The organism is Sphaerotilus sp. (genome assembly GCF_013299175.1).
Classification (GTDB): Bacteria; Pseudomonadota; Gammaproteobacteria; order Burkholderiales; family Burkholderiaceae_C; genus Sphaerotilus.
Map to the genome: position 1 here is coordinate 1 of NZ_JAAFKF010000139.1, position 8,164 is coordinate 8,164.

Sequence of the window (8,164 nt, forward strand, 5' to 3'; positions counted from 1 at the left end):
GTGGCCGTGGTCATGGTCGTGGGCATGGGGGTCAGACATGGCGGGATTCCTGCTCCAGGGTGAACCAGGTCAGCAGCCCCGTGACCAGCGCACAACCGCCGATGCCGCTGACCATCGGCATCGGCGTGCCATCGATGAACAGCGAGAGCACGCCCATCACCACCGCGCCGATGACCATCTGCGTGGTGCCGAGCAGGGCGGAGGCAGTCCCGGCGATCTCGCCATGGGTTTCCAGCGCCAGCACGGCCGTGGTCGGCACCACCAGCCCGAGCCAGCCGAAGCTGCAGAACACCAGCACGCTGAGCAGATCCAGCCGGTCCACCCCGAACGCGAACAGCGCCCACAGTCCCAGCGCGATCGACGCAAATCCCGCCACCCCGACCTGCACGACGCGCACCAGCCCGTAGCGCACGCAGAGCCGACTGTTGAACTGCGCGGTGCCGATGAAGGCAGCGGCGTTGATGGAGAAGAGGAACCCGTACTGCATCGGCGTCACGCCATAGTGGCCGATCAGCAGGAACGACGAGTTGCCCAGGTAGGCGAAGAAGGCCGACATGCCGAAGGCGCCGATCAGCGTCAGGGCCATGAAGTGGCGGTCGCGCAGCAGCGTCCAGTAGGTCGCCAGCACACCGCCCAGGGTCGAGGCGGTGCGCGCGCTGGTGGGGCGGCTTTCCTCCAGTTGCCACGCCAGCAGCGCAATGCCCAGCACACCCAGCGCCGACACCGTCCAGAAGATCCAGCGCCAGCTCGCCACCGCGATCACCAGACTGCCCGCCAGCGGCGCCAGGATCGGCGAGACACTGAACACCAGCATCAGCAGCGAGGTGAGCCTGGTCGCCTCCACGCCGGTGTGCAGGTCGCGCACGACGGCGCGCGGGATCACCGTACACGCGCAGGCGCCGACGCCGGCGATGAAGCGCAGGACGATCAGCGTCTGGATGTCCGGCGCCAGCGCGCAGCCGATGCTGCCGGCGACGAACAGCGCCAGCCCGAAGTACAGCGGCGGCTTGCGGCCGAAGCGGTCCGACAGCGGGCCGTAGAGCAACTGGCACACGCCCAGCGCCAGGAAGAACACCGTCAGGCTGCGCTGCACCTGGGCGGTGTCGGCCTGCAGGCTGTGGCCGATCTCGGGCAGCGCGGGCAGGTACATGTCGATCGCGAACGGGCCGATCGCGGAGACGAGGCCCAGCACGAGGGCATGGCGGAGCAAGGAAGACAGCATGGGGGACCAGCAGAGGGCAGGCGGCCGATGGTAAACGGGTCCGGCGCCCACGGCACAGTCCGTGCCATTCCACACCATTCCACGCCATTCTTGGTACAACACCCCCATGCCCGCCCGCCCCACCGCCGCCGATTTCCCCCACCACCACCGTGTCACCACCCGCTGGACCGACAACGACCGCTACGGCCATGTCAACAACGCCCTCTACTACCAGTACTTCGACAGCGTCATCAACGCCTACCTCATCGCCGAGGGCCAGCTCGACATCCATGGCGGCGACGTGGTGGGCTTCATCGTGCGCTCGGAGTGCGATTTCCTGGCGCCGGTGGCCTATCCGGGCGAGGTGGACATCGGCGTCGCGGTGGTCAAGCTCGGAAACTCGTCCGTGACCTACGAGACCGGCCTGTTCAAGCCCGGCGAGCCGCAGCCCTGTGCGGTCGGGCGGATGGTGCATGTGTTCGTGGACACGGCGACCCAGCGCCCGGTGGCGATCCCGGCATCGATCCGGGTGGCGCTGGAGCGGCTGGTGCGGTGCGCGCCCTCGGCGTGAAGGCGGCGGCGTCAGGTTGTGGCGTCAATCCGCCGTGCAGACCCGGTCGCGCCCCGTGCGCTTGGCGTCGTACATCGCGGCATCGGCACGACCCAGCACCGCGTTGACCGACTCGCCCGGCCGCACCTGCACCAGCCCGCACGAGCCGCTGTAGCCGAATCCGGGCGCGCCTTCCAGCGGACGCGACTGGCGCACCATCTCCAGCAGCCGCTCCACCCGCTCCCGCCCCGCCGCCAGCGGCGTATCGGGCAGCGCGATCAGGAACTCCTCGCCCCCGATGCGCCCGCAGACATCGCTGCGGCGCAGGTGCCCCTGCAGCAGCTGCGCGAAGTCGCACAGCACCTGATCACCCGCGAGGTGGCCGCGCTGGTCGTTGATGCGCTTGAAGTGGTCCAGGTCCGCCAGCCCGACGCACAGTGGCTGCGTGGCCAGATCCACCGCCAGCAGTCCCTGCAGCCGCGCCAGCACGAACGCCCGGTTGCCGATGCCGGTCAGCGCGTCGGACTGGCTGGCGCGCACGGCCAGGTCATGGGCGGCGCGCAGTTGCCGCTGGTCCTGTCCGAGGTCGGTGATGTCGGTGCCGAAACACAGCATCCAGCCGTCCGCGCCGACGGTCTCGGTCATCAGCATCCAGCGGCCGTCCACCAGATCGGCCTCGATCTTGCGAAACGCCTGCTTGCCGCGCCGCGACGCCGCCGAGACCAGCCAGTTCTCGAAGTCGTCGGTCTGCACCGCCGTGGCCTGGTTCTGCCGGTGGTTGGCGCGCATCATGTCCATCCAGCTCGGTTGCGCGTCCGCCCCCAGGCCGAACAGCGCCCGGAACGCCGGATTCGCCCAGCGCAGCACGTCCCGCTCATCGAACAGCGCCACGACGCAGGGCGTCCCGGTGAACAGCGCCAGGACGTGCGGCAGCAGATGCGGCAGGAGTTCGGTGGGGAGGGTGGCGGACATGGGTACTCTGCATGTCGGCGGAATCGGCGGCAGGTTAAGCGGATCGAGCGGGCACCGAGACGAGACAGGAGTGTGGAGATGCTGGCCAGGGGGTTGAGAGGAATCGCGTTCATGGGCGCGCTGGGCATCGCGGGCTGGCTGGGATGGTGCGCGTGGCGGGGTTGGGGGTTGCTGGCTGCGCTCGGGCCGGTGCTGACGCTGCTGGGTCTGAACGCGCTGGCGCTCGGACTGGAGCAGGCGCTGGCGGTAGGTGTCCACGGCCACGACCCGGCGCCGCCACCCAGATCCCTCCAGCGCGTGCAGGCGTGGTGGCGCGAGACGCTGGCGTCGGGGCGGGCGTTCGGCTGGGCGATGCCGTTCGCCAGCCAGCGGTGGCCGGATCGGCTGGAGGGGGCGGATGGGCCAGACCAGGGTGGACGCGGCGTGCTGCTGGTCCACGGGTATCTCTGCAACCGCGGTTTCTGGAACCGCTGGTACCCCCGGCTGCAGGCGCAAGGTATCCCCTTCGTTGGCGTGAGCCTGGAGCCGGTGTTCGGCTCGATCGACGACTACACCGACCAGATCGACGCCGCCCTCGTGCAACTCCAGCGTGCCACCGGACAGGCGCCGCTGGTGGTCTGCCATAGCATGGGCGGGCTGGTGCTGCGGGCGTGGCGGCGGTCGCGGCTGCAGCGGGGCGAGACGGCCGCGGTGACCGACGCCCGCATCCACCACGTCCTGACCCTCGGCACGCCCCACCGCGGCACCTGGCTCGCCCGCTTCGGCCAGCAGATGAACGCCGTGCAGATGCGCCGCGACAGCCTGTGGCTGCAAGGGCTGATGCAGAGCGAATCCGCAGCGTGGCGGGCGTGCTTCACCTGCGTCTGGAGCGACTGTGACAACGTGGTGTTCCCGCCGTGCTGCGGGGTGCTGGAGGGTGCGGCATCGGTCCACCGGCCGGGGCGCGGGCACCAGGATCTGCTCGACGATCCGGCGGTGTTCGTCCTGGCGCTGGCGCTGCGGCAAGGTGCCTGAGTCAACGTGGCGCGTTGCCGGGCGTTGATCTGGGTTGCGGCCTCTTGCCGCGCTGGAGTTTCTGATGTGGATGCGCAATGGAGTTCGGGCCGCTTCGCTGGCTGTGCTGGTGGCGGCGACGACGGGGTGCTGCGTGCTGTCGCCGGTGTTGAGCGTGTGTGCGCCGGGCGGGTTCGAGGGGCGCGGCGGCGGGCACCGTGGCGGCGGTCATGAAGGCGGCGGCCGCCACCACCTGCTCGGTGCGGTGCCGCAGCCGGTGTCGGACAACGCAGCCGTGGCGTCGGTCGAGACCGTGGCGCTGGCGTCGATGTACGTGGTGTCGGACGCCGGCACAGAAGCGGCGCCCCTGGCCCGCTGATCCGGTTCAGTCCGACGCCGGCAGCAGCCGCGTCACGGCGGCACTGGCAAGTTCGCTGATGCGGACCAGCAAGTCGGTGCCCATCTCGGGCGTGTAGCGGGTCGGGTCGGGCGAGCCGAACACCAGCATGCCGAAGGCCGGCCCCGTGTAACTGCGCCGCAGCGGCAACAGCGCCAGCGACGCCACCGCCGACGGATGCCCCAGCCAGCGCACGGCCTCGAAGGTGGTGTTGGCGCCGCAATACGGCGTGCGCAGGCTGGACGCCAGGCGCCGCAGTTCCGGCCCGACGCCCCGCGCCACCGGCTGATCCGCAAAGGCCGGCGCCACGTCCCACAGCCGCAGCGCCACCTGCGGAATCCGGAATTGCTCCTGCAGATCGACCACCAGCATCTCGGGAATCTCGCGCGGCTCCGTCACCTGCATCAGCGCGCAGACCCACTGGTGCAGCCGGTCGGTCAGCGCGGCGTTGTCCTGGCCGTGGCGGATCATGTCCATCAACCGGCGCTCCATGCCGCGGATGCGCTCGCGCAGCATCTCCATCTGCCGCTGCTGCAGCGACACCGCGCGCGGGCCGTGCGGATTGGCCAATTCGACGTGGGCGAGCAAGTCGGCATGGCGCTCGAAAAAGCCCGGCGTGCGCGCCAGATAACTGGCGATGTCGATTTCGGAAAGGCCCTGCTGCGTGCTCATGGGCAGCAGGGTAGCGCAGGGGTTTCGGGCGATGCCGCGGAAAAGCCGGTCAGCAACCCGCCTTCATCACCCGAATCCAGCGATCCGGAAAACTCAGTCCGGGAACACCACGGTGCCCTCGAACACCGTCACCGCCGGCCCGGTCATGCGCACGCTGTGGCCCACGCCGTCCCACGCGATGGTCAGCCGCCCGCCGCGGGTCTCGACCTCGACCACCGCGTCCAGCCAGCCCAGCCGGATGCCAGCGACCACCGCCGCACACGCCCCCGTCCCGCAGGCCAGTGTCTCGCCCGCGCCGCGTTCGTACACCCGCAACCGGACATGGCCGCGATCGACGACCTGCAGGAAGCCCGCGTTGACCTTGCGCGGGAAGCTGGCGTGCGCCTCGACCCACGGGCCGACGGTGGCGACAGGCGCGGTGTCCACGTCCTCGACGCGCTGCACGGCGTGCGGGTTGCCCATCGACACCGCGGCGATTTCGACCCGCTGCGCAGGATCTGCGGGGTTTGTCAGGGGCCAGAGTTCGAAGCCATCGAGCATTCGCGGCACCAGGCCGGTCGGATCGAACGGGATCTGCACGGCCTCGAAGATCGGCTGGTTCATGTCCACGGTGACGCGCCCGTCCGGCGTCATCTCCAGCACGATGCGGTTGTTCATCGTCTCGACGCGCACCGTGTCGCGGTCGGTCAGTCCGTGGTCGCGCACGTAGCGCAGGAAGCAGCGTGCCCCGTTGCCGCAGTGCTCGACCTCCTCGCCGGTCGCACCGTTGAAGATCCGGTAGCGGAAATCGGCGTCGGCGGCACGGGCCGGCTCGACCACGAGAATCTGGTCCGCGCCGATGCCGAAGCGCCGGTCGCCGAGGAAGCGCAGGTCGGCTTCGCTCAGGTCGAGCGGCGCGCGGGTGGCGTCCAGCACGACGAAATCGTTGCCGAGGCCGTGCATCTTGGTGAAGGGGAGTGGCGGGCGGGGGGTCATGGGGGAATTATCGCGCCCGGCTGCCGCAGTCAATACAACCCCGCCTCCCCCGCCGGCCGCGTCTTGAACCGCTTGTGGACCCACAGGTACTGCTCCGGCAGCTTGCGCACCTCCGCCTCGATCCAGCGGTTGATGCGCGCCGTGTCGGCTTCGGCATCGGCGGTGGGGAAATCGGGCCAGGGGTCGAGCACGCGCAGGCGCCAGCCCTCGCCGCCCGGCAGCATCTCGCCGACCACCGGCTGCACCGTCATGTTCAGCAGGTGCGCCATCCGCGACGGCGCCAGCAAGGTGGCCGCCGGCACGCCGAAGAAGGGCACGAATGCCGCATCCCGTGCCCCGAAATCCATGTCCGGCAGGTTGAAGAAGGCATCGCCGCGCTTGATCGCCCGCATCAGCGCCCGCGCCCCTTCCTGTCTCGCATAGACCTCGACCCCGCCGAAGCGCAGCCGACCGCGCCGCACGGCCGCGTCGAACACCGGGTTGCTCTGCGCCTGGTAGATCGAGCCGGCGTGGCGGGTCTGGTTGAGCAGCAGGCCGATGCCGACCGCGTCCAGCGCGAGGAAGTGCGGCACCAGCCACATCACCGGGCGGTCGCTGCGCTCGGCGAGCTTCACGTCGCCTTCGACGTGGATCAGCCGGTTCAGCCGCTCCCGCGAGGCGTACCAGAGCACGCTGCGCTCCAGAAAGCTGCGGCCCAGCCAGCCGAAGTGGGCGCGGGCGATGGCTTCGCGCTCGGCCACCGGCTTCTCGGGCAGGCACAGTTCAAGGTTGCGCAGCGCGATGCGCCGGCGCGATGTGCCGAAGGTCCACAGCAGCGTGCCCAGCCCCAGGCCAAGCCGGTGTTGCGCGCCCATCGGCAGCCAGTGCAGCAGCCACAGCAGACTCAGCACCGCATGGGCGCCAGCGCGGGAGAGAAGCGATTTCATGCAGCGTCGGAGGGCGTCGGGGCCGGGGTGTCGATCGGGCGGGGCGCCTTGTAGCGGTGGTAGCCCCACAGGTATTGGCCCGGATTCTGGCGGATCAATGTTTCCATCGCCCGGTTGACCACGCCCGCGCTGCGCAGGGCGAGCCGCTCGGCGTCCGGCTCGTCGCGGGGGTCGGGCAGCGGCTCGACCGGCGGCTGCACCCGGATCACGTAGCCCCGCCCCGCCGGCAGCCGCTCGCAGACCAGCAGCAGCCACGCCGCACCGGTCTGCTGCACCAGCCGCGCCGCCAGCGTCATCGTGTACGCCTCGCGCCCGAAGAACGGCGCCCACACCCCCAGCCCTTCGGGTGGCACCTGGTCCGGCAGCAGGCCGATCGTGCCGCCCTTGCGCAGCGCGCGGATCATCTGGCGCACACCGGCCAGCGTGGCAGGCGCCGTCTCCAGCCCTGGCCGGTTGCGCGACTGCGCCACCAGGTCACGCAGCCACGCCTTGCGCGCCGGGCGGTAAAGCGCGGTCATCGGTTGCTGCGCACCGAAGCGTTCGGCATACGCCTGCCCGATGATCTCGAAGGAGCCGATGTGCGGGGTGAGCAGCACCAGCCCGTGGCCGGCAGCGAGCGCGGCCTCCATGTGCTCGGCGCCCTCCCAGCGCACGAGGTCGCCCAGTGGCTCGTCCGGGCCGCGGCTCCACAGCCAAGGCAACTCCGCCACCATGCGCCCGGCCGACGCGATCGCCGGCCGCGCAACCGGCCACGGCAGACCAGCCTGGGCAACATGCGTACGCAGTCGGCGGCGGTAGGTGGGCGAGCCGCCATAGGCCAGCCAGCCCAGCAGCGCGCCGACGCCGTGCAGCAGGGGCAGGGGCAGACGAGCGCCCATTCGGAACAGGGTTGAAATCACGTTGCGGTGGGCAGGACTAGAATTGAAAGTTCGCCGAGTTAAGGAACAACTTGCGGGGCGACGGGCCGGAGCCGACACCAGAGAGTCGATTCAGGCACGCATCTTTCACATTTCTCAATGGAGGGGTGCTGAAGTTGAACAAAACCGCTAAAGCGTTCGCCGCAAGCTCCCGAACAGCACGGCGACACGCCCCTTCAGCATGTCCGACCTCAGGAGTTTATAAGTGGCGAACGATTTCCTCTTCACATCCGAATCCGTCTCCGAAGGACACCCCGACAAGGTGGCCGACCAGATCTCCGACGCGATCCTCGACGCGATCTTCGAACAGGATCCGCGCAGCCGGGTCGCCGCCGAGACGCTGTGCAACACGGGCCTCGTGGTGCTGGCCGGCGAGATCACGACGAACGCGCACGTGGACTACATCCAGGTGGCCCGCGACACCATCAAGCGCATCGGCTACGACAACACCGAGTACGGCATCGACTACAAGGGCTGCGCGGTGCTGGTGGCCTACGACAAGCAGTCGAACGACATCGCGCAAGGGGTGGACCACGCCTGCGACGACCACCTGAACACCGG

10 protein-coding genes are annotated in these 8,164 nt (G+C 69.8%); 4 read left to right on the forward strand and 6 right to left on the reverse strand.

Annotation, left to right across the window (positions count from 1 at the left end):
• Positions 1 to 31: 31 nt before the first annotated feature.
• Positions 32 to 1,222: a multidrug effflux MFS transporter gene (locus QZW52_RS17535; protein ID WP_294001048.1), complete on the reverse strand. Its 1,191-nt coding sequence runs from the start codon at positions 1,220 to 1,222 to the stop codon at positions 32 to 34.
• A 106-nt stretch (positions 1,223 to 1,328) separates the two neighbouring features.
• On the opposite strand from QZW52_RS17535, the gene QZW52_RS17540 reads away from it, so the two are divergent.
• Complete coding sequence (locus tag QZW52_RS17540) at positions 1,329 to 1,772, forward strand: acyl-CoA thioesterase (protein WP_294001050.1); 444 nt, start codon at positions 1,329 to 1,331, stop codon at positions 1,770 to 1,772.
• Between the two features lie 24 nt (positions 1,773 to 1,796).
• Here the strand turns inward: QZW52_RS17540 and QZW52_RS17545 are convergent, their stop codons facing one another.
• Positions 1,797 to 2,723: a GGDEF domain-containing protein gene (locus QZW52_RS17545; protein WP_294001052.1), complete on the reverse strand. Its 927-nt coding sequence runs from the start codon at positions 2,721 to 2,723 to the stop codon at positions 1,797 to 1,799.
• 111 nt (positions 2,724 to 2,834) lie between these two features.
• On the opposite strand from QZW52_RS17545, the gene QZW52_RS17550 reads away from it, so the two are divergent.
• Positions 2,835 to 3,737 carry an esterase/lipase family protein gene (locus QZW52_RS17550; protein ID WP_294001054.1) on the forward strand — a complete coding sequence of 301 codons (903 nt, stop codon included), beginning with the start codon at positions 2,835 to 2,837 and terminating at the stop codon, positions 3,735 to 3,737.
• A gap of 64 nt (positions 3,738 to 3,801) precedes the next feature.
• A complete protein-coding gene (locus tag QZW52_RS17555; RefSeq protein ID WP_294001056.1) occupies positions 3,802 to 4,095 on the forward strand; it encodes a hypothetical protein in 294 nt (97 codons plus the stop codon).
• A 6-nt stretch (positions 4,096 to 4,101) separates the two neighbouring features.
• On the opposite strand, the gene QZW52_RS17560 is transcribed toward QZW52_RS17555, so the two are convergent.
• From QZW52_RS17560 to QZW52_RS17575, 4 genes are all read right to left on the reverse strand, one after another.
• Positions 4,102 to 4,785 carry a DUF484 family protein gene (locus QZW52_RS17560; RefSeq protein WP_294001057.1) on the reverse strand — a complete coding sequence of 228 codons (684 nt, stop codon included), beginning with the start codon at positions 4,783 to 4,785 and terminating at the stop codon, positions 4,102 to 4,104.
• Positions 4,786 to 4,878: 93 nt separating this feature from the next.
• Positions 4,879 to 5,760, reverse strand: coding sequence for a diaminopimelate epimerase (dapF, locus tag QZW52_RS17565; RefSeq protein WP_294001060.1), 882 nt, complete (start codon positions 5,758 to 5,760; stop codon positions 4,879 to 4,881).
• A gap of 29 nt (positions 5,761 to 5,789) precedes the next feature.
• The gene (locus QZW52_RS17570; protein WP_294001062.1) at positions 5,790 to 6,686 is read right to left on the reverse strand and encodes an LpxL/LpxP family acyltransferase; all 897 of its coding nucleotides are present in this window, start codon (positions 6,684 to 6,686) and stop codon (positions 5,790 to 5,792) included.
• Entirely contained in the window at positions 6,683 to 7,582 is a 900-nt protein-coding gene (locus QZW52_RS17575; protein ID WP_294001067.1) for a lysophospholipid acyltransferase family protein, read from the reverse strand. Before QZW52_RS17575 ends, QZW52_RS17570 begins: the two co-directional genes overlap by 4 nt.
• 226 nt (positions 7,583 to 7,808) lie before the next feature.
• On the opposite strand from QZW52_RS17575, the gene QZW52_RS17580 reads away from it, so the two are divergent.
• Positions 7,809 to 8,164 (forward strand): S-adenosylmethionine synthetase N-terminal domain-containing protein (locus QZW52_RS17580; RefSeq protein WP_294001065.1); only part of this gene is annotated, 356 nt, incomplete at its 3' end.